This is a genomic window from Psychromonas sp. SP041 (assembly GCF_000470315.2).
In the GTDB taxonomy this organism is placed as follows: domain Bacteria; phylum Pseudomonadota; class Gammaproteobacteria; order Enterobacterales; family Psychromonadaceae; genus Psychromonas.
The window spans coordinates 63,571-84,515 of the sequence record NZ_CBRF02000017.1 but is presented as its reverse complement, the minus strand read 5'-3'; the positions used below and the strand labels follow the sequence as shown (position 1 = coordinate 84,515).

The window sequence follows — 20,945 nt, the reverse complement described above, 5'->3', positions numbered from 1 at the left end:
CTTATTTTGGTTAAATTAAGTTAATCAATCACTTGGAGTTAGTAATGCGTTACAAACGAAAGCTATTTACAGCATTTTTATTCTTATCTAGCCTCTCTACTATTAGCCTTGCTAGCAATGATTTACCTGAAATTGGTACAGTAGGCGCTGGCGCATTGACCATTGAAAAAGAAAAGCAATATGGTTGGGCATTTAATATGATAGCTAATCAAGCTTTGCCTATTATTCGAGATCCGGTGTTAAACCATTATATATCGGAACTTGGGCAAAATATCGTCAGTCATTCAGACTCTGTAAAATTACCTTTTAAGTTTTTCTTAGTAGAAGATGAAGATATTAATGCAGCGGCTTTCTTAGGCGGAAATGTAAAGATTCATACAGGGCTATTTCTATACGCAGAAAATGAAAGTGAACTTGCCAGTGTCATTGCACATGAAATAGCCCATATTACACAACGACACTTAGCTCGAATGTTAGAACAACAAGCGTTGAGTAATCCGACTTCAATAGCAGCTTTAGCGGGTTCAATATTATTAACATTAGTTTCTCCTGCTGCTGGGTTAGCAGCCTTATCAACGACAATAGCCGTCAATATACAAAGTCAAATTAACTATACTCGTTCACATGAATATGAAGCAGATCGCATTGGTATACAAACCTTGGCTAACGCAGGATTTGACCCTTATGGTATGGCCAATTTTTTCGGTAAATTGGCAGAAAAATATAAATATGCAAGTCTACCACCACAAATGCTATCTACCCATCCTTTACCTGAGGCTCGCCTTTCAGAAGCGCGTTTACGTGCAAGCCAACTGAAAAAAGGCAATGTAAAAAATAGCCTTGGTTACCATCTCAGTAAAGCACGCATCACAGTCAGATTTTATCGTTTATCAGCTAAAATACTAATTGGGAAATACCAAAGCCAGCTGCAAAATAATAAATACCAATTCAAAGAAGCAGCACAATACGGCTTAGCATTAGCTTATTTTAAAAACGATGAATTTGAAAAAGCAGAAAAGATTAATGACCAATTAATTAAAAGTGATCCTAATAATTTGTTTTTTATTGATTTTGCAGCAGATATTTCATTAGCGACCAAAAAAATACAACAAGCAATTGACTCACTAACCGCTTATGAACAACGCTTTCCAGGGAATGAGGTTATTTTATTAAATCTAGTCGTTGCACTTAAACAAGATAAACAATATGCACTGGCCGATAAGAAAATAGAATATTTTTTACGTTCCCACCCAGATCATATTCTAGGGCATTTATTAGCGATTGACCTATATAAAATCATGCGAGAGAAAGCTAAAGAGTTTGCAATGAGAGCTGAATATTTAGCATTGTTAGGGCGATTTAAAGAAGCATCAGAAGAAATGAGTAGTGCATTAGCTTATACAGAAAAAAGATTAGACCAAGCTCGCTATAGTGCCAAAATGGCAGAGTTCCGACGTGATGATATTCGCCTAAAAGCACTACAGGATGAATGAGGGTATTAATGCGATGGATAGTAGAAAATAATGTTATCAATGAATGAATGAATGAATGAGTTAATTTACTCATTCATTCAATACTTAACACTTCTTTTGAAATGATATTTTAATCGCGTTAAACTTGTAACCTTTTTGAAAAATGTAATTCTTTACGCTCATCTACAGTGAATCCCATTTTCATTAAATAGTCTCTATGCATATAATGATTAGCAACCGCCTTTAAAACCCTCACCCCTCTTTTCTGCAAAAAATGCTGATTAGTTTTAAAGTAATAAGTACCTAATTTATAGTCACGAAATTTTGGTACAACATAATCCAAATAGATATCGAAACAACCATTCTCATTTAAATCACCAATCAATACACCGGCAATATTGTCATTACGTAACATATAAAAAACACGATTTGCTTGATACAACTGATCTAATGAAATTTGTTTTGTTATTTCTACTTCATTATTACTAATAAAGTGTCGAAGATATTCGGAATCAATGGATGTTGATACAATTTTAAACTCTTCTTTTGTTGAATAAATCTTATATAAGAAATAGATATTAATAATAGCAATACCCAAGTTCATCACCATGGTCGGCCATGAGTTGATAAAATAAGCAAAAGCGGCGAATAATAAACAACCAATAAAATTAATTAAGCGTAATTTAATAATTGAACTCATTGTTAATGAGATCAATACTACTAAAGATGCACAATAACCAAACCATTCAACCCAATTTATTGAGCTTAACTCAACCATATCACTCACTCCGATAAATAAAACACTTCAGCTGTCACCCAACAAAAATTGGGTAGCGTACTTTACGCTGTCTAGATTTGCATAGTAAGTGGAAATTAAATAGATAATGAGATTAAAATCAAAGTCGCTTAAGAAATTATAAATTTTTCATATAAATAATTAAAAATTAAGTTTTAAACACCTCGTTTTCAAATTAAGGATGAAAATAAAAAGTGAAATGGATAGTGCTTCAAGCGTTATGACGGCTTCAGAACAGTGAATATAATATGCCTTTATTCTAAAAAATAATTAGACAAATAAATTTGTATTTAATCATCTATTTATCATTATAATGATTTACAACATCCCAAATATAATTCACATGAGAATCTTATGGATCACAATTTGTTATTGCTATTTATTCCCACTTTTTTTGCTGTGTCGATTACACCAGGAATGTGTATGACCTTAGCAATGACGTTAGGTATGACCATTGGCATTCGACGTAGTTTATGGATGATGCTTGGAGAATTAGTCGGTGTCGGTTTAGTCGCTTTATCAGCACTAGTAGGTGTCGCGACTATATTGCTTGCTCGCCCTAATCTATTTTTATTCTTAAAGTATGCAGGTGGTGCATATTTATTATACCTTGGTATACAAATGTGGCGTTCTCGTGGAAAAATGGCCATCCCTGCCACACCTGTAAATCAAGACTCAGTCAAACGTACGGCATTAATTAGCCAAGGCTTTATTACGGCGATTGCTAACCCTAAAGGCTGGGCATTTATGATTTCGTTACTCCCTCCTTTTATTAATGCCGATAACGCGCTATTACCGCAAGCAACACAGTTAATTGCTGTTATTTTATGTTTTGAGCTAACCTGTATGCTTATTTATGCAACGGGTGGCAAAACATTACGCCACCTTTTACAGCAACAAAGCAGTGTTAAGTTGTTAAACCGAATTGCAGGTTCAATGATGATGTTAGTCGCGGTATGGTTAGTAGTCAGCTAAATTAGCGTTGATAACTCATTAACCAACAATAGAAAATAAATAAGCTATAACATATTTGTTATGGCTTATTTGCCGATGGGTTGTAAAGTCACTTTAAACTTTCATTTAAAAAAATAATAATAGGGATTATACCTGTATACCAAGTTTCTCATCCATACCTATGGAAATACCCAAACAAGTTGCTACTCTCACCTTTTATCATTCAAAAAACATAACAATAAAAATATATAGGAATACTTTATGACTATCATGCAAAAAGCTGTTTGGTTAATTGCCATATTGGGCAATTTTTCAACCGCTTACTTTTATGTGTATAGCCCAAGCATATTGAGCATTATCTTACTCATTTCAACATTAGCTTTTACGATTGTTGGTTTTTATGATTTATTTTATAGCCGTCATACTTTGAATCGCCTTTACCCTGTTGTTGCTTACCTACGTTATTTTCTTGAGTCTTATCGCGTCGAAATTCAACAGTACTTTATTGCGAACAATACTGAAGAGATGCCTTTTAACCGAGAGCAACGCTCTTTGGTATATCAACGTGCTAAAAATGAACGTGACACCATTGCTTTTGGTACACAACGAGACTTAATGGAAAATAACTATTTAAGCTTATGGCACTCTCTATCTCCAATACACTTAACACATCAAACTCAACGTGTATTGATAGGCGAGCAAAATTGCCAGCAGCCCTACTCTGCATCTTATTTAAATATATCTGCAATGAGCTTTGGCGCATTAAGCCCTAATGCCATTGAAGCACTTAATTTAGGCGCTAAAAAAGCAGGTTGTTTTCATAATACAGGCGAAGGTGCTGCAAGTCCTTACCACTTGAAACATGGTGGTGATTTAGTGTGGCAAATAGGCACAGGTCTTTTCGGTTGTCGCGATGATAATGGACGTTTTAATCCAGTTAGCTTTAAGAAAACAGCAGAGTTACCACAAGTAAAAATGATAGAGATAAAATTATCTCAAGGCGCTAAACCTGGTCATGGTGGTGTACTACCAAAAGCCAAAATCACTGATGAGATTGCACGTATTAGACAGGTATCAAAAGACCGAGATTGTATTTCACCAGCAATAAACCCTGAATGTACAACACCAAAAGAACTACTCGTATTCGTGCAACAACTTCGAGAGTTAAGCGGTGGTAAACCTGTTGGGTTTAAACTTTGTATTGGTAACCCTGCTGAGTTTTTAAGTATCTGTAAGGCAATGGTTGAAACAGGTATAACACCTGACTTCATTACTGTTGATGGTGCCGAAGGTGGCACAGGAGCTGCGCCATTAGAGTTTTCAAATCGTTTAGGGTTAATGTGCTTAGAAGGTATTCATATTGTTAACAACGCATTAATTGGCGTGGGATTGCGTCATAAAGTCAAAATCATTGCGGCAGGAAAAACCGCTTCTAGTTTTGATATATTAACTAAAATTGCAGCGGGTGCCGATGTTGTTAATGCCGCTAGAACGATGATGATGGCATTAGGTTGTATTCAATCAAGACATTGTAATACAAACCTTTGCCCAACCGGGATTGCGACGCAAGATCAAGCCCGCTCAAAAGCATTAGATATCCAAGTTAAAAGCGAACGTGTAAAAAACTTTCACCATAATACGTTAGCGAGCTTTTTTGAATTAATCGGTAGCATGGGGTTAGATACTGCGGCTAAACTTACACCACAAATGATCAAAAAACGCACACCTTGTGGTGGACAAGTTTCAATGGAAAGTATTACGAAGCCACTTGCCTCTAATGCTTTAATCAATAACTTGAATATTCCAGAACCATGGCAGCAATGGTGGGAAACCAGTAGTGCAGATCAGTTCTATGTGAATGATCTCTTTATTCTTAAGTTAGCTAATGCAGACTAGCGTTATTATTCATATTAAGTAAACGATAATAACGTTAATGAAAGAGAATATGAAAGCTTTATGACCAGATAACAAAAAAGCGCCGAGGCGCTTTTAATCAACACGATCACTATTAAGTTTTATTACTTATTAGTGATCGTAATGCCATTATCTGCAATCACGATATCGCCATTTTTATATAATTGACCAATGGCTTTTTTAAAGTTGCCTTTACTCATTTTCAAAATTTTAGCAATTTGATCCGGGCTGCTTTTATCTGATAATGGTAAAAATCCATCATGTTGTCTAAGCGTTAATAATATACGGTCAGATAAACCATCCATTTTCGCATAACCTGTTTGCGTTAAGCTTAAATCAATTTTTCCATCTTCACGAATACGTCTAATATAGCCTTTACACTTTTTACCAATACCAAGGTCACCAAAGACATCATTTTCAAAAATAACGCCCCAGTGTTTATGGTTAATAATCGCTTTAAAACCAATATCAGTACGGTCTGCAATGAGTAAATCAACTTTTTCACCGACTTTATATTCAGCAGGTACTTTATCTAAAAATCGATCTAATTTAGATGAAGCAAGTAAACGCTCACTGATATCATCTTGATATACATAAACGACATAACCAAAGCCAGTTTTCATTGCTACTTTTTGTTGGTTAAATGGTACCAATAAATCTTTTGGTAATCCCCAATCTAAAAACGCACCTGCACGGTTAGTATCGATTACTTTTAACGAAGTAAACTCACCAGCAATCGCTTTTGCTTTTTGTGTCGTTGCAATTAAACGGTCTTCAGAGTCGAAATATAAAAATACTGTAATACTGTCACCAATATTCATTTCATCAGTAACATAACGCTTTGGTAATAATACCTCTCCAAAATTTTGTCCTCCATCTAAATAGAGTCCAAAATCCACTTCTTTAACGATTTTAAGTTCGTTATAAGTGCCTACTTTAATCATAATTCTCTCTTTTTAAATAATCCTCATCATATGAAGATTTTAGTGTTTAGTTTTTATTGTTTAGGCTTATCGATAACGGCAACAGTTAATCTTGAAGTACACACTAATTGCTGACGCTCATTACAAATTTCTATCTGCCAAATTTGCGTACTATAACCAATATGTACAGCGGTTGCTGTTCCCGTTACTATGCCTTTCTTAATACTTCTAATGTGGTTAGCGTTCACTTCCAACCCAACGCAGACTTTATCGTCTGCTACCGCTAAATTTGCAGCAACGCTACCGAGAGTTTCAGCTAAAACAACTGATGCGCCACCATGTAATAATCCATGAGGTTGATGCGTCCTATTATCCACAGGCATAGTGCCTTGAATAAAATTATCACCGACCTTAGTGTATTCGATGCCTAACAGTTCAATAATAGTATTTTCACTTATTGTATTTAAGCGACTTATTTCAGTGCTTTTTTTCCAAATACTCATTGCGCCCTCTACTATTCTGTTGGCATCAGCTTTCATTCAGCGTCTTATAATAAACTCAGTAATGCTTGTACCGGGTGCTTAAGTGTTTCACCCTCAATACGTTTCACCTGGCTACGACAAGAATATCCCGTCGCAACACATTGTGCTCTATCGCGTTTTGCTATTTCAGCTTCCCAACTTAAACTATAAATAGCTTTTGATTCGGTAAGCTTACCAGCATCATGACCATAGGTTCCAGCCATGCCACAACATCCCACTGCAACTTCAGATAATGATCCACCGAAATGCTTAAAGATAGATGACCAGTCATTTGCAGAGGTAGGCTCAGCCGTTTTTTCAGTACAGTGACCTAATAAGAAAAAGTCTGCATTTTCAGATTTTTTAGGTTCGCCTGATAATCGTGGTTTTAACCACTCTTGAAATAGTTGAACATTAAACTGACCACGTTTTTCACCTAACGCTAGCTTATATTCATCACGATAACATAATACCATCGCGGGATCTGTCCCAACCATAGCAATATTTAACGCCGCCATTTGATTCAAAAACTCAGCGGAGTCATTAGCCGTTTTAGCAAATTTACTTAAAAAGCCTTTAATATGCTGTGGCTTGCCATTAGGCTTAAATGGTAAAACAACTGGCTTATAACCTAGCTTTTTAATCGTTAATATCAAGTCACGTACTACGTCTGCATCATAATAAGTAGTGAATGGGTCTTGCACTATTAATACATACTGCTCACGTTGCTCAGCCGTTAATGCTTGTAATTTTTCTAAATCAAACTCTGTAATATCATTATCTTTCAATGCTGATTTTAGTGTTGGAGATGAAAGCTGCGGAATATCCACCATACCGACTATTTTTTCAGTCAAAACAGACGTCACTTTCAACCCAGTAAAGAAGTTAAAAAAGCGTGGCATTGTTCCCATTATTGGAGCGTATTGTTCAACATAAGCGACAAAATAATCTTTCACGGGGCGTAAATAACGGTCATGGTATAAATGAATGAACCGAGATCTAAACGTAGGTACATCAACTTGCACAGGACATTGACTACTACAAGCTTTACACGCTAAACAACCTTGCATTGCTTCCATCACTTCATGTGAAAAGTCGTATTCGCCATTGCGTTTAGCTAACGTATTTTTGAATTTAGTAAAAATACTCGCATTTTTGCCTGCGTACAAATCACTTTCTAATTGTAGAACATCAATATCGTTATTCGCTAATTGACGTAACCATTCACGCATTAAGCCAGCACGACCTTTTGGTGAATGAACACGATCCCGAGTGACTTTAACAGACGGACACATTGGTGATTTTGTATCATAGTTAAAGCACAAACCGTTACCATTACAATCAACGGCTTGTTTGTAACTTTCTCGTATTTTGATCGGGATTTGTCGGTCAAAGGTACCGCGCTTAACTGCATCAACACTCACCAACTGATCCGTTGAATCGATTGGTGTACAAATTTTGCCTGGATTAACGCGGTTTTTAGGGTCAAACGCAGCTTTAATTTTTCTTAATTCATTGAATAAAACATCACCGAAAAAATCAGGGCCATATTCACTACGGAAACCTTTGCCATGCTCACCCCACATCAAACCTTTATACTTAGCCGTTAAGGCAACGACTTTGTCTGATACTTCACGCATCAATTTTTCTTGTTCTGGGTCACATAGATCTAATGCAGGACGTACATGTAAAACACCGGCATCGACATGACCAAACATGCCGTAATGCAAACCTTTATCATCCAATAATTGACGGAATTCAATAATATATTGCGCTAAATTTTCAGGCGGAACACAGGTATCTTCAGCAAAAGCGATCGGTTTTGCACGACTATCAGCTTTACCTAATAAACCGACTGCTTTTTTGCGCATACCGTAAATTTTGTTAATGTCGCTTAAATCACTACAAATTTGATAGCCGATCACACCTGCTTGTTTATTACTGATCAACGCATCTAGCATAATAATCAATGCATCGATTTTTTGTTGTTGGATCGTTTCATCAGCTTCTGCAAATTCAACGATATTAATGCCGTCTAGTACTTGCCCAGGCACATCGCTAATTAAATCTTTTACGCTATGCCAAACGATATCTTGCTTCGCTAGGTTTAATACTGTGGAATCGACTGTCTCAACTGATAATGCATTTGCTTCAACTAAAAAAGGCGCATTTTGTAAAGCCGATTGAAAACTATCATATTTAATATTGAACAAAGTACGATAAGTTGGAATTTTTTGGACATGTAACGTCGCTTCAGTGATAAAGGCTAACGAGCCTTCAGCACCACATAAAATACGCGTTAAATCGACAATGCCTGTGCTTGGATCATACACATGCTTTAAATCATAACCGGTTAGAAAACGATTTAACTTAGGAAAAGTCTCTTCAATATTTTGCTGTTGAGTCTCACAAGTATCGATAACTTGGCGGTAGATTGCACCAATAGCGTCATCACGTTCAACTTGCTCTATCAAATCAATAGGTAATAGAGGTTTAGTTTCTAACAAACTCCCATCGATTAATACCGAGGTTAACGCAAGAACATGATCACTTGTTTTACCGTAAAGTAATGAACCTTGTCCTGATGCATCATTACTGATCATGCCACCAATAGTGGCACGGTTACTTGTCGATAAATCAGGAGAGAAGAATAGACCATGTGGTTTTAAATAATCATTTAATTGATCTTTAACCACCCCTGTCTGAACACGAACCCAACCTTCCGCCGCATTAATTTCAAGAATATTGTTCATGTGTTTCGATAAATCTAGCACAATATCATTAGTCAGAGATTGACCATTAGTCCCCGTACCACCACCACGAGGGGAGAAACGAATATCAATAAATTCAGGTAACTGAGCAAGCTGACAAATGACAATAATATCTTCTGTCGATTTAGGGTAAATAACTGCTTGTGGTAAACATTGATAAACACTGTTATCTGTTGCAACGGCTAAACGGCTTGCATAACTTTTAGCTATTTCACCTGAATAATCACTTTCGCTTAATGCTTTGATAAACGCAAAAGTATCCTGCTTGATATTCTCTTGGTGGTTTAAGTTTGGGATCATGTGTAGAGCGCTCTAATTCAGTAATGGTATTTTGAAGATAAAATAGACGAAGATGATAGCATAATTAACAATAAAATAAGGATTTAGCGCATAAATGATCATCCCTAAAGCTAAAATTTCAAACATTATTTAAGATAGTAATTATCATTAAGATTTACATGCAATAATTTTAATTGTTCAATTTCAAAGAAGCATTGAATTAAAGAGTCATTGGCCAATTAATGGTTTTATTAATTCGAATAATATTTGGTAAAAGTGACGTTGAACAAAATGTGATAGAAAAAGAAATAAGTGAAGGCTTAGGAATGATGAGTTAGGAAATACTCGTCCAAAACAACCTAGCCATTATCTGTAGTAATGATACTTCACCATAGCAGAGAAGCTATTAAATCAGGATGATTAAGCACGATTATTAAACGGTAGCTATTAAAGATAGTTATTAAAAGTCGTTATTAAATACATCTATTAAGCATAGCCCTTAAACAGGGCTATTGATCATAAGCATTTAGTATAAGGTTTAATATATAGACTGTTTAAAGGCCTATTAAATTACTACTAAAGCTAAAGAACCACGCTTTAAAAAGCGTAATTAGTCAACTTACTTGGCGGAAATTCAGGCTCTTTCACAACCACAGGAGCGACAGTTTTAGGAACTTCAACTGCAGGTGCCGGAGGCGATACAATGACAACAGGAGCAAGCTGTTCATATTCTTTTTCTTTTTGACTTAAGCATGCAAAAACTAACGTAGTCTTAGTATCATTACCAAAGAAACCAGTATATTCGTTGAGATGTTTCACTTCCATAAAACGATTTTTCTCTAAGCAGTATTCATTCGCTTGAGAAAGAATAGAAGCTAATAGCTTATCTTCTTTATCTGAAAAAACAGTTTGCTCTTTACTAATAAGGTAACTGTCTTCCCCTGCTTCAATAGGGCCGATAGAATTCGTTGAACAACCACTTAATAATAAAAAACTGAACATGAAGATTAATGCTTTAACAACCATCGCTATTTTCTCAACTCGTATATAATATGTATTTAGGCATATCGTGCCTGTACAAAAAAATATAGATTATACGTAATTTAAATATTAATTTCACGCTTTTGAATATGTCAAAAACATTAATCAATATAACACCTCTAAATATCCTATTTGATCATCATTAAGTTCTACGAATAGGGAGTATTATCAAAAAAATAATAACCATAAAAAAAGCCAATATCACATTGCTAATATTGGCTCTTTGATGGTTATTAAGTGTTTCGCTTATTAGCAGCTAAAAACTGCCTTTAATTACTTACTTAAGTAATAAGCTACTGATAGTTTCTATGCCATGCCCTTTCCCACCGACAGCCCATTTACCATTTGCAGTAAGTTGATAACTTCCAGACAAATCAAAATGTATCCAATTTTGCTCAGGTGTTTTTACAAACTTAGCTAAGAAAGCGGCAGCTGTAGAGGCACCAGCCATACTTTCGCCACCACTGTGGATATTTGCAATATCAGCAAATGCAGAACCAATCTGTTGTAGATGAAACGATTCTAATGGTAAACGCCATAGCTTTTCATTTACTTCTTTTGCTGCTTCAAGTGCTGAATCAGTAAACTCATCATCCATACTTAAAATACAATTATAATCACGCCCAACGGCTGCTTTAGCTGCACCCGTTAAAGTAGCGGCATCAATGATTTGTTTAGCACCATCTTCTTGTGCTGCAATTAAACCATCAGCGAGCACTAAACGCCCTTCAGCATCAGTATTCAAGACTTCAACGCTAACGCCATTTTTATAATGAATAACATCACCTAGTTTGAAGGCTTTACCACTGATCATATTTTCAGCACAACATAAGTATAATTTAACGCGCTTTTGTAGCCCATTTGCAGCTGCTAATGCGAGAGCACCAGTAACCGTTGCAGCACCACCCATATCACTTTTCATTGCCGCCATAGAAGGGCTTGGTTTTAAACTGTAGCCGCCAGAGTCAAAGGTAATACCTTTACCGACTAAAGCAAAATCAACGGGAGCATCTTCATCACCGCTTGGGTTATAGTCAAGTTGCAGCATACATGGCATATTGACACTGCCCTTACCGACTTCATAAATCCCTACATAACCATCAACATTGAGTTGTTCACCAAAGATAAGTTTATACTTTAATGGTACTTTATCAGCACACACTTGCTCTAATAATAGACAGGCTTTTTCACATAACACTTCAGGGGTGACAACAGCAGGACCTAGATTAATGGTTTCTCTTACCCATTCATTAATTAGCTTTTTGGTTTTTAATGAATCGATCGCCTCTTCATCTAACTCAGGAAATTCAACATCCGCACCTGTTTTTGCATTATAAAAACCTTGGCAAAATGCCCAACATAAATCTGAATTCCATTGTTCACCCACTAACTTCATTTTAGGTAATGACATGTTATCTAATTTACGCGCAGCACTTTGCACTTGAGATAATACGTCATCTCTATAATTAAGGTGAATCGTTGCTTGCTGTTGATCAAAAGATAATAAAGCGTTCTCACCCCAAACAGGGTTTGCCTTTTGATCCGATAAATTTACTAAAAATGGTTGGTTCATAACATTCCTTAATGGGTATAAATACGAGTCTTAGATCGCGTTTATACATTGATATTGTTAATCATTTTCATCAATCCAACTCAGTTGAATTGCTTCTAGAATACGTTCACTGCAATGCTCTGGCTTATCATCGAAATCTTCTAATGCTAATACCCAATCACGCAGGTCAGTAAAGCGTATAGCAAGTGGGTCTTGCTCTGGATATTGTTCAATTAATGCAAGTGCAATCTCTAAAGAATCGGTCCATTTTAATATCATTAAGTTATCCTTAAAATAAAATTGGGTGACTAACTGCTTTAATATTATTGGAAGCTAAGCTTTAAGTTAGTTTTTAACTTGGCTACATTAATAAAAGGATTATTTAATCAATAACACTAATCTAAACAAGTATGTCTCTAATCTTACTCTTAAGTAATAAGGGACTTCAAGGCAAAAGCATATCTGTTTTACAAAAATCGAAAGAGAGAGATAATCAACTTAAAAAAACAAAATATGAGTAAAGATAAAGGCAGAAATTAATCACTAAAAGGGAGAAGTAAAGATAAATAAATAGAGATGGCAGGAGTTAGCAGTAGAAAGTTACAGCTTAAACATTAGCGGTAATAAAAATTGATTAAAAATCAGCTAATACAATAGATTATATTAACTGATTTTAAACAATGAGCATTAATAGTATTAATACTCATTGTAATCGTGATGACTAGTGATTTTCTGACACGATGTTAACTGTGTACTTTGGAATTTCAACGACTAAGTCTTCACCTTTAAGGCAAGCTTGACAGCCTAAGCGAGACTCTGATTCAAGTCCCCAAGCTTTGTCTAACATATCATCTTCTAATTCATCACTTTCTTCTAATGAATCAAAACCTTCACGAACAACTACGTGACAAGTTGTACAAGCACATGATTTCTCACAAGCATGTTCAATATGAATATGATTTTTCAAAGCAACATCTAAAATCGTTTCGCCATCTTCAGCTTCAACAACTAAACCATCTGGACATAATTCTTCATGTGGTAAAAATATAACTTTTGGCATCTTAAAACCTTTCTTTTATTAAATTTAGCTTAAATTTCGTCAACGGTGTGACCCGTTAAAGCAGCTTTGATTGATACATCCATACGTCGTTCTGCATAGCTATCAGTTAATTTATCAATTGCTTCAATCGCTTCTTTAATGGCATTTAAATCATCACCATTAGCAAGCGTCATTAACGCATCGATAGCCGTTGCTATTTGTGTATATTCTTGTTCATTGAGTAATTGCTTACCATCTTTTTGCATTGCTGCTTGTAGGTTTTCAACAACACGTTTTGCTTCTACTTGTTGTTCAACTAACATACGCGCTTGAATATCTTTTTCAGCAAAGGTCATAGAGTCAGATAACATTCCCATTACCTGTTCATCACTTAAACCATAGCTTGGTTTAACTTCAATATACGCTTGTACACCCGATGATTTTTCCATCGCTGTCACACTTAATAAACCGTCCGCATCGACTTGGAAAGTAACACGTATATGTGCAGCACCCGCTGCCATTGGTGGAATATCAGTTAAGACAAACTTAGCTAATGAACGACAATCAGATACTAATTCACGTTCACCTTGTAAAACATGAATCATCATAGCCGTTTGGCCATCTTTAAACGTTGTAAATTCTTGTGCACGAGCAACAGGGATAGTGGTGTTACGTGGGATCACTTTTTCAACCAAGCCCCCCATCGTTTCTAACCCTAAAGACAGCGGTAAAACATCCAATAATAACATTTCAGAATCAGGTTTATTACCCACTAAAATATCTGCTTGAATCGCAGCACCAACCGCAACCACTTTATCAGGGTCAATGCTCGTTAATAATGTTTTACCAAAAAACTCAGCAACTTCTGCACGTACTAATGGTACGCGAGTCGATCCACCTACCATCACGACTTCAACGATTTCTTCTAAACTCGTATTGGCATCTTTTAATGCACGTTTACAAGCTCGCACTGTTTTTTTCACTAACTTAGCAATTAATTGTTCAAAGGTAGATTTTGATAATGTACCTGACCATTGCACTTCTTGTAAGGTTATTTCAACTTGCTCGTTATCTGTTAATGATTGTTTTGCCGCACGTGCTGTTTTCAATAATTCTTGTTGTAATTGTGGCGTAATATCACCACTAATACCTGCTTCTGATTGTATCCATTCAGCAATCGCTAAATCAAAATCATCACCGCCTAATGCAGAATCACCGCCAGTAGCTAATACTTCAAAAACACCTTTATGCAGATGTAAGATAGAAATATCAAAGGTACCGCCACCTAAATCGTAAACGGCAATTAAACCTTCTTTACCAGAGTCTAAACCATAAGCTATCGCTGCTGCAGTTGGTTCGTTTAATAAACGTAATACATGTAACCCAGCTAAACGCGCGGCATCTTTTGTTCCTTGACGTTGTGCATCGTCAAAATAAGCAGGCACTGTTATAACAACACCACTCAAGTCACCCTGCAAACTCTCCGTTGCACGTTGTGCTAATACTTTCAGAATTTCAGAAGAAGCTTGTACTGCATTGATAGGGCCACAAACCGTTTCTATTTGTGCTAAACCACTTTCATGGGCAGAAAACTCATAAGGCAAATGTGTTTGGTCTAAATCCGCTAAAGATTTACCCATTAAACGTTTTGCTGATACGAGGGTATTAAGAGGATCACTTACCGACTTTTCTAATGCTTTCTTGCCGACCAAGACTTGGGGGGTATTCTCAGCAGATAGCGCATAATTAACCACTGATGGCAGCATATCTTGCTGTTCCATATCAGTTAGCGTTGTCGCTTTACCACTACGCACGGTAGCGACTAATGAATTGGTCGTTCCTAAATCAATGCCAACAGCTAATTTATGCTCATGAGGAGCTGCTGATTGACCAGGTTCTGCAATTTGAAGTAATGCCATGCGATTATAGTCCTATTATTTCCGAATACTGCTAGTCACAGAGTTAGCCAAAGAAATTAGTCGAATAACTTCTCTTCTAATAACTCAATTTCAACTTGCAGTTTTAACATGAATTTTAATTTGCGAACAAATGTTGCTGTTTGCTCTAACTGCTTTGCTTCTAAAGCAGCTTCAATCTCTGTTTCTAAACCCTTAACGAGTGCTGAAATTTCTTTATTAAAGTCTTCAATTTCATCTTCGTCATCCGCAGTAAAGTCAGCGATTTTTTCTCGCCATTCCATTTGCTGCATCAAAAAGCCAGTGTCTTGCAAAGTACGCTGTTCTAGTTCGATATCTAAGCCACTCAGCTTTAATAGATATTGAGCGCGTAGGCAACTGTCTTTTAACGTTTGGAAAGCATCATTGATTTCTGTACTTTTTTGCATTGCCTTTAAACGAGTACTATCGTCTTGCATTGCAAACTTATCTGGGTGATATTGTTTTTGTAAGTCACGGTAGGTTTGAGATAACTGCGTTTTATCAACAGAAAAAACAGCAGGTAGAGAAAATAACTCAAAGTAATTCAAAACAATTTCCTAACTTGGCAAATACCGATTTCATTTAGATTAATCTAACGAATGGCATCATCGCCTATTTCGTTATTGAATAAAATTGGTATAAGAATAAAACAACAAAGTCTGACCATACAAATGTATCGGTCAGACTTCATGATATCAATACAGCGTCATTTATACGCTAAAGCTTTCACCACAACCACACTCACCATCGATGTTTGGGTTGTTAAATTCAAAACCTTCATTGAGACCTTCTTTAACGAAGTCTAATTCAGTTCCATCAATATAAAGTAAGCTTTTTTTATCAACTATGATGTTAACACCGTGGTCAGTGAACATTTCATCGTCATCATTCAGAACATCTACAAACTCAAGTACATAAGCCATTCCAGAACAGCCTGATGTTTTAACACCGAGACGTAAGCCTAAGCCTTTGCCACGGTTCTTTAAAAAGTTTGCCACATGATTTGCAGCAGGTTCTGTTAGTGTAATAGCCAAAATTGACTCCGTTTATTTAATTCATAAGCAATAATAGATGATGATCAACGATCACCATCTAACATTACTTTTTTAAGCATTTTTACTTTTGTAATCTTCAATTGCTGCTTTAATTGCATCTTCTGCAAGAATAGAACAATGAATTTTAACTGGCGGTAATGCAAGCTCAGCTGAAATATCTGTATTAGATATTTTTGCAGCATCTTCTAATGATTTACCTTTTACCCATTCTGTTACTAATGAGCTTGAAGCAATTGCGCTACCACAGCCGTAAGTTTTGAATTTAGCGTCTTCGATAATACCGTTAGCATCAATTTTAAGTTGTAATTTCATTACGTCACCACAAGCAGGTGCGCCAACCATTCCAGTTGCAACGCTTTTATCATCTTTATCAAATGAACCTACGTTACGTGGGTTTTCATAATGGTCGATTACTTTTTCGCTATAAGCCATGAGTGTATTCCTTGTATTCGTTGAATAATGTTTACGTGCGTATTAATTAATGGTGTGACCATTCAATACTGTTAATGTCGATGCCTTCTTTGAACATATCCCATAGAGGCGACATATCACGTAAACGACCGATATTTTCACGGATAATTTTAATTGCGTAATCAATTTCAGCTTCTGTCGTGAAACGACCAATACTGAAACGGATTGAACTATGTGCTAATTCATCATCACGACCAATGGCACGTAATACATATGAAGGTTCAAGGCTTGCAGAAGTACATGCACTACCAGAAGAAACAGCTAAGTCTTTTAATGCCATTACTAATGATTCGCCTTCAACGTAGTTAAAGCTGATATTGATGTTACCTGCAACGCGGTTTTCTAATGAACCGTTTACATAAACTTCTTCCATATCGCTCACACCGTTAAGTAAACGGTTACGTAATACTAAAACACGTTCATTTTCGCTAGCCATTTCTTCTTTTGCGATGCGGAAAGCTTCGCCCATAGCAACTATTTGATGTGTTGCTAATGTACCACTGCGCATACCACGTTCGTGGCCGCCACCGTGCATTTGAGCTTCTAAACGAATACGAGGCTTACGACTAACATATAATGCGCCGATACCTTTAGGACCATAAATTTTATGAGCAGAGAAAGAGATTAAATCTACTTTCATTTTTTGCACATCAATCTCAATTTTACCGGCACTTTGTGCAGCATCAACATGTAAGATTGTTTTATTTGCACGACATAACTCGCCGTAAGCAGCAATATCTTGGATAACACCAATTTCGTTATTAACATGCATTAAACTTACTAATACCGTGTCATCACGTAATGCTTCTTTTAATTGTTCTGGTGTTACAATGCCGTCTTCTTTCGGGTCAAGGTAAGTGACTTCAAACCCTTCACGCTCTAATTGACGACATGTATCTAAAACCGCTTTATGCTCAGTTTTAGCAGTAATAATATGTTTACCTTTTTTCTTATAAAAATGCGCAGCACCTTTAATAGCAAGGTTATTTGATTCAGTCGCACCTGAAGTGAACACTATTTCACGAGAGTCAGCATTAAGTAAGTCTGCAATTTGCTCACGAGCAATATCCACAGCTTCCTCTGCTTGCCAACCAAAACGATGAGAACGAGATGCTGGGTTACCGAAGTCACCATCTGTTGATAAATACTGCACCATTTTTTCAACAACGCGTGGGTCAACGGGGGTAGTTGCTGAATAATCAAGATAAATTGGTAATTTCATTTTTTTCTCCACTGCCTCTATTTCGAGATAATATTAAGCAGTTCGCTATTAGTAAATTTATTGTTCTGTTGCTCTGACACGTTTTGTACATGTTCGCTGGCCATTAATTCTTCTAATGTAATACCATCTAAAAACGAACTAATACGCGTACTTAACTGTTCCCATAAAGAATGGGTAAGACACTGCACTCCGTCCTCTTGGCAAGCGCCCTTTCCTGAACATTTACGCACATCAACACTTTCATTTACTGCATCAATGATCATTGACACTGAAATCTCTGATTTGCTTTTGCCCAATTTATAGCCGCCACCTGGGCCACGTACACTGCTCACTAACTCTTTTTGTCTAAGCTTAGAAAATAGTTGCTCTAAGTATGAAAGCGATATTCCTTGACGCTCAGAAATTTCAGCAAGTGGTACAGGACCATTATGCTCTTTTATTGCAACATCTAGCATCGCAGTGACCGCATAACGGCCTTTAGAAGTTAATTTCATATAGAGTTCGCTATTGTGAGTGTCAATTAACTAAATCAGTTAATTAACGAGTGACTTAATGCAAATATTATAAATACCTGACAAAATTAGTCAAGTAAATACCTGACAAAATTAGTCGGGTATTAAACTCCTCAATTTGATCACATAAACTGCGCTACATTACCTAAACTTAACTTCGTTTTATTTTTTGTTAATGTCTTTTTCTTTATCAGCATCGACTTCGATACTATTTATTGATTTTTGCATACTACTGAAAATACCACGAAGCATTCTTAATTCGTTGATCTCTGGTCTTGCTCTATTAAATAGGCGACGTAATTTATCCATTACTAATCCAGGATGAGCTGGCACAATAAATCCGATTTGGAATAATGTTTTTTCAAGATGTGCAAGCATGCCTTCAAAATCAGAGGCTCTTGGATATTCTTCCTCCACTTCAGGAAAGGCGTCTGAAGCTAATGATGCCATACGAACTTCATAGCTTAATGTTTGTACTGCCATGGCTAAATTTAGCGAGCTATAGTCTGGATTTGCAGGAATAAACACATGAAAATGGCACTTTTGTAATTCATCGTTAGTTAAACCGCTATTTTCACGACCGAATACTAATGCTACTTTGTGTTTTTTACTTTCACTTGCTGCTTTAACACCCATTTCTCTTGGGTCTAACATAGGCCAATCAAGGGTTCTAGGTCGCGCGCTTGCGCCAACGACTAGTCCACAATCAGCAATCCCTTCGTCGAGTGTTTTATAGACTTTGTGATTTTTTAATACGTCACTTGCCCCAGCAGAAAGCGCAACAGACTTACCATCGATTTCACATTCAGGATCAATCAACACTAAATCAGTTAAACCCATTGTTTTCATTGCTCTAGCAGCGCTGCCAATATTGCCAGGGTGAGAGGTGCCAATTAATATAATGCGAACATTGTCTAGCATTGTTTTTCCTTCGTCATTCAGTGATTTTTTTGAGCGCAAAGTTTAGCACTGTTTATGTAACAACTAAACCATTCAGGGAGAGCATTTTAGACTAAATACACCGGTTATCGTCTAAAGAGAAATATAGAAAACTCCTCTTATTATAGAGAAGCCAAGAATGTCGAGGGCATAAAATGAACCATGATAACTAAGTACTCCCAAAGCTCCCCTAAAAACAACTTTAAATTAATATTCATAACCAACTGAATTTAAATAGATTTATGTTTATTAAACTTTATTAGAGTGCTAAAAATTCTAATGTTATTAGAATAACAACGCATCAATTTAGGTAATGTTGTTTAAATATGAATTGAAAATAACAACTATCTAAGTATTACCCCCCATCAAACATCAATAATTGATTCAAATTAATCAGGGTTATAAAAGCACGATTAACAATGAAGGGCTTTTAGTTAACAGGCTAAAATTTAACCGATTAAAATATTGCACAATTATGTGACCTGTGTATAATTTCGCGCCGAAGGAATCTCCCTTCATGTTCTTTTAAAATCTAATGGTGATCCTATGCATCCAATGTTAAATATTGCGATTCGTGCTGCGCGTAATGCGGGTAAAGTAATTGTTAAAGGTTATGAAAATTTAGAGTCTGTTGAAGTTGAAGAAAAATCACTTAACGACTATGTAAGCAGCGTTGATAAAGAAGCTGAATTAGCAATTATTGGTACGTTACGTAAATCTTACCCAGACCACAGCATCGTAGCTGAAGAGTCAGGTATTGATAACGGTGCAGATACTGATCACCAATGGATTATTGACCCATTAGATGGGACTACAAACTTCATTCACGGCATCCCTCATTTTGCTGTTTCAATTGCATTAAAAATTAAAGGCCGCACTGAAGTTGGCGTAGTTTTTGATCCAATCCGCAATGAATTATTCTCTGCTGTTCGTGGCCAAAGTGCACAAATCAATGGTTACCGCACTCGTACAAGTACTGTACCAAAACTAGCGGGTACTTTATTAGCAACTGGTTTCCCATTCAAACAAAAATATAACCTTGAAACTTACCTGAACATATTCCAAGACTTCTTTACTGATGTTGCAGATATGCGTCGTAGTGGTAGTGCAGCACTAGATTTAGCTTATGTTGCAGCTGGCCGTATGGATGGTTTCTGGGAATTTGGTTTAAAACCTTGGGATATCGCTGCAGGCGAATTATTACTTAAAGAATCTGGCGCAATGATGACAGACTTTAATGGTGGTAACGATTACTTCAAGTCTGGTGATGTTGTTGCTGCTAATCCAAAGCTTTTAAAAGAAATGTTAACAGTTATCCGTAAGCATAACGCTTAATTGTTAAACTGATAAAACCATTAGATTTAAAATAAACCAGATCATTCGATCTGGTTTTTTTATGTCTACGCTTTAATAAAAGTCACGTTTTATAAACTTAAACATTAAACGTTGCCACCTAGCTTTACCGTTATTCCTTACCTTTTAGCTCTTTATCTTTTAACCCCTACCCTAACAAACTTAACTTCATCGAGCTCTAGCGCTGAACTACA

19 protein-coding genes are annotated in these 20,945 nt (G+C 36.3%); 4 read left to right on the top strand and 15 right to left on the bottom strand.

What is annotated here, in order from left to right; genetic code table 11:
* Positions 1–44: 44 nt before the first annotated feature.
* On the top strand, positions 45–1,493 hold the full coding sequence (locus tag SP041_RS11230; protein ID WP_137297797.1) for a M48 family metalloprotease: 1,449 nt from the start codon (positions 45–47) through the stop codon (positions 1,491–1,493).
* 118 nt (positions 1,494–1,611) lie between these two features.
* Here SP041_RS11230 and SP041_RS11225 read toward each other — a convergent pair whose 3' ends face one another.
* A complete protein-coding gene (locus SP041_RS11225) occupies positions 1,612–2,250 on the bottom strand; it encodes a YgjV family protein (RefSeq protein WP_137297796.1) in 639 nt (212 codons plus the stop codon).
* A 372-nt stretch (positions 2,251–2,622) separates the two neighbouring features.
* Here SP041_RS11225 and SP041_RS11220 point away from each other — a divergent pair, with 372 nt between their 5' ends.
* Positions 2,623–3,243, top strand: coding sequence for a LysE family translocator (locus SP041_RS11220; protein WP_137297795.1), 621 nt, complete (start codon positions 2,623–2,625; stop codon positions 3,241–3,243).
* Between the two features lie 240 nt (positions 3,244–3,483).
* Complete coding sequence (locus SP041_RS11215) at positions 3,484–5,118, top strand: FMN-binding glutamate synthase family protein (protein ID WP_137297794.1); 1,635 nt, start codon at positions 3,484–3,486, stop codon at positions 5,116–5,118.
* A 122-nt stretch (positions 5,119–5,240) separates the two neighbouring features.
* On the opposite strand, the gene SP041_RS11210 is transcribed toward SP041_RS11215, so the two are convergent.
* The 14 genes from SP041_RS11210 to trmJ all read right to left on the bottom strand — a co-directional run bounded on the left by SP041_RS11210 (position 5,241) and on the right by trmJ (position 19,380).
* The gene (locus SP041_RS11210) at positions 5,241–6,080 is read right to left on the bottom strand and encodes a S1-like domain-containing RNA-binding protein (RefSeq protein ID WP_137297793.1); all 840 of its coding nucleotides are present in this window, start codon (positions 6,078–6,080) and stop codon (positions 5,241–5,243) included.
* 53 nt (positions 6,081–6,133) lie between these two features.
* Positions 6,134–6,598 (bottom strand): hotdog fold thioesterase, encoded by a 465-nt coding sequence (locus tag SP041_RS11205; protein ID WP_240791457.1) that lies wholly within the window; start codon positions 6,596–6,598, stop codon positions 6,134–6,136.
* 8 nt (positions 6,599–6,606) lie between these two features.
* Positions 6,607–9,651 carry an FAD-binding and (Fe-S)-binding domain-containing protein gene (locus tag SP041_RS11200; protein WP_137297792.1) on the bottom strand — a complete coding sequence of 1,015 codons (3,045 nt, stop codon included), beginning with the start codon at positions 9,649–9,651 and terminating at the stop codon, positions 6,607–6,609.
* A gap of 576 nt (positions 9,652–10,227) precedes the next feature.
* Positions 10,228–10,632, bottom strand: coding sequence for a hypothetical protein (locus tag SP041_RS11195; RefSeq protein ID WP_137297791.1), 405 nt, complete (start codon positions 10,630–10,632; stop codon positions 10,228–10,230).
* A gap of 316 nt (positions 10,633–10,948) precedes the next feature.
* Complete coding sequence (gene pepB / locus SP041_RS11190; RefSeq protein ID WP_137297790.1) at positions 10,949–12,244, bottom strand: aminopeptidase PepB; 1,296 nt, start codon at positions 12,242–12,244, stop codon at positions 10,949–10,951.
* 57 nt (positions 12,245–12,301) lie between these two features.
* Positions 12,302–12,502 carry a Fe-S cluster assembly protein IscX gene (gene iscX, locus SP041_RS11185; RefSeq protein ID WP_137297789.1) on the bottom strand — a complete coding sequence of 67 codons (201 nt, stop codon included), beginning with the start codon at positions 12,500–12,502 and terminating at the stop codon, positions 12,302–12,304.
* A 442-nt stretch (positions 12,503–12,944) separates the two neighbouring features.
* Complete coding sequence (gene fdx / locus SP041_RS11180; protein WP_137297788.1) at positions 12,945–13,283, bottom strand: ISC system 2Fe-2S type ferredoxin; 339 nt, start codon at positions 13,281–13,283, stop codon at positions 12,945–12,947.
* A 29-nt stretch (positions 13,284–13,312) separates the two neighbouring features.
* A complete protein-coding gene (hscA, locus tag SP041_RS11175) occupies positions 13,313–15,181 on the bottom strand; it encodes a Fe-S protein assembly chaperone HscA (RefSeq protein ID WP_137297787.1) in 1,869 nt (622 codons plus the stop codon).
* Between the two features lie 56 nt (positions 15,182–15,237).
* Entirely contained in the window at positions 15,238–15,747 is a 510-nt protein-coding gene (gene hscB, locus SP041_RS11170; RefSeq protein WP_137297786.1) for a co-chaperone HscB, read from the bottom strand.
* Positions 15,748–15,909: 162 nt separating this feature from the next.
* On the bottom strand, positions 15,910–16,233 hold the full coding sequence (gene iscA, locus SP041_RS11165) for an iron-sulfur cluster assembly protein IscA (protein ID WP_137297785.1): 324 nt from the start codon (positions 16,231–16,233) through the stop codon (positions 15,910–15,912).
* A 72-nt stretch (positions 16,234–16,305) separates the two neighbouring features.
* Positions 16,306–16,686, bottom strand: coding sequence for a Fe-S cluster assembly scaffold IscU (gene iscU, locus SP041_RS11160; RefSeq protein ID WP_137297784.1), 381 nt, complete (start codon positions 16,684–16,686; stop codon positions 16,306–16,308).
* Between the two features lie 46 nt (positions 16,687–16,732).
* Positions 16,733–17,947: an IscS subfamily cysteine desulfurase gene (locus SP041_RS11155; protein ID WP_137297783.1), complete on the bottom strand. Its 1,215-nt coding sequence runs from the start codon at positions 17,945–17,947 to the stop codon at positions 16,733–16,735.
* Positions 17,948–17,964: 17 nt separating this feature from the next.
* On the bottom strand, positions 17,965–18,441 hold the full coding sequence (iscR, locus tag SP041_RS11150; RefSeq protein WP_137297782.1) for a Fe-S cluster assembly transcriptional regulator IscR: 477 nt from the start codon (positions 18,439–18,441) through the stop codon (positions 17,965–17,967).
* 180 nt (positions 18,442–18,621) lie between these two features.
* Positions 18,622–19,380, bottom strand: a complete 759-nt coding sequence (gene trmJ, locus SP041_RS11145; RefSeq protein ID WP_137297781.1) for a tRNA (cytosine(32)/uridine(32)-2'-O)-methyltransferase TrmJ — start codon at positions 19,378–19,380, stop codon at positions 18,622–18,624.
* Between the two features lie 564 nt (positions 19,381–19,944).
* On the opposite strand from trmJ, the gene suhB reads away from it, so the two are divergent.
* Positions 19,945–20,733, top strand: coding sequence for an inositol-1-monophosphatase (gene suhB, locus SP041_RS11140; protein ID WP_137297780.1), 789 nt, complete (start codon positions 19,945–19,947; stop codon positions 20,731–20,733).
* Positions 20,734–20,945: the final 212 nt, after the last annotated feature.